Origin of the sequence: Streptomyces hiroshimensis (assembly GCF_014650335.1) — a bacterium.
Taxonomy (GTDB): domain Bacteria; phylum Actinomycetota; class Actinomycetes; order Streptomycetales; family Streptomycetaceae; genus Streptomyces; species Streptomyces hiroshimensis.
The window spans coordinates 1-1527 of the sequence record NZ_BMUT01000034.1; the positions used below are offsets into that span (position 1 = coordinate 1).

1 protein-coding gene is annotated in these 1527 nt (G+C 65.7%); it reads right to left on the reverse strand.

Going from position 1 to position 1527, the window contains the following annotated elements; all coding sequences use genetic code 11:
- Nucleotides 1-1458, reverse strand: a 1458-nt coding sequence (locus IE241_RS33855) for a transposase (protein ID WP_268254449.1), incomplete at its 3' end; no start/stop codon positions are given.
- Between the last annotated feature and the right edge of the window lie 69 nt (nt 1459-1527).

A 1527-nucleotide genomic window follows, 5' to 3' on the forward strand; every position in this document is an offset into this window, starting at 1 on the left:
TTTGTTGAGGTTGTGGACGGTGCCGAGGAGCTTGACCTCAGTGTCCACGGCTTGGTGTCCGCGATAGTTGAGACGGCGACCGAATCGCTGGAAGAGCTGGGCGAAGCCTGGCTCAACCAGAGCACTGCGCTGGCGGTACTGGGCCTGACCGGCCGGGGTGGCGAGGCGGGCCGCCATCGTGTGCTGACCGCCGCGGGCGTCTTCCCGCTTGGCGGAAAATCCTGCTTGGTGGGCTTCGCTGGTGACCGAGACCAGCATCGGGAGGTTCGCGAGGGCTTCGAAGGCTGCGGTGGAGGCGTATCCGCTGTCGGCGAGCCAGAGCTGGATGTCACCGGGAAGTCCGGCGGCCTGATGGTTATGTTGTGTCTTCTTCACCATGGGGACGAGGGCTGTCATGTCCGAAGGGTTGTCGTGCACTTCTATGGCCAGAAGGAGCTGGCGGCGGGCGCAAGCGATCTGCACGTTGTATCCCTGCAGGTAGCCGCCGCGTTTGGCAAGCATCAGTCTCGAGTCGGGATCGCTGAGACAGGCGCGGGCCTCGGGTGAGGGGACGCGCCGAGGGCTGCGTGCTCGCTCCAGCCAAGCCTGGGCTTTCACCAGCCGGGCCCGTTGCCGCACGAGGACGGCCTTGTGCTCCATTGGGACCGGTGGCCGGCCGTTCGCGCCGCGGTGGCCTGACTCCAGGTCTGCTTTGGCCCGGGCTTCGTACTTCCTCAATTTCTCCTGATGAGCCGCGGTCTCCGCGGCCAGGCGCTTCTCCGCCCGGGCCACCATCCGTTCCGCGGCCTCGACCTTGAGCCTGATCTCGTTGGGCGAGGGCAGGGCCCGTTCATGCAGCTTGTCCCGTGCCGAGCGGGCTCGCGTATGCCGGGCGGACAGCCGGGACAGGCGAGGCCAGTCATCGGATGCGGTGCCGTCGTCGGCACCCACGAACTCGCCATTCTCCACAGTCCGCGCGTGGGCGAACGCACCATCCATCAGCGCGGTGATCTCGTCTTCGCACTCGGTGATGGTGGTCTCGAGACGGTGCAGGCGCTGGTTGGAGTAGCGCGACGCGTTCGCTTCCATCGGTGAGCCGTCCACCGCCACCGCCATGAGATCCACCAGACCCCGCCGACCGCATAACGCCAGCATCTGCACGAACAGCGACTTCAAGGCGTCACTGTGGCGCCGCAGGAACCGTGCGACGGTGGAGTGATCAACTCTGCGGTTAGCCGTGATGACCCGACAGCCCACGTCATCCCAGCAAGCTTGCTCGATCCGGCGGGACGACCGCACTCCCTTGCTATAGCAGTACAGGATCAGCGCGACCATGCTCAAGGGAGGGTAAGCGGCCCCTCCTTGCCCGTCGGCGCGGTAGCTGCCGTCGAACGCTGAGAGATCAAGTTCTCCGACGACGTCGAGGATCTTCCAGCACAAGTGCTCGGGCGGTAGCCAGTCCCGCACACTCCGGGGCATCTCAAGGTCGCTATCACGGTCACACCACAGGAAGTTCCGCCCCACGGACCAAGATTGCGAGGCTGGCGC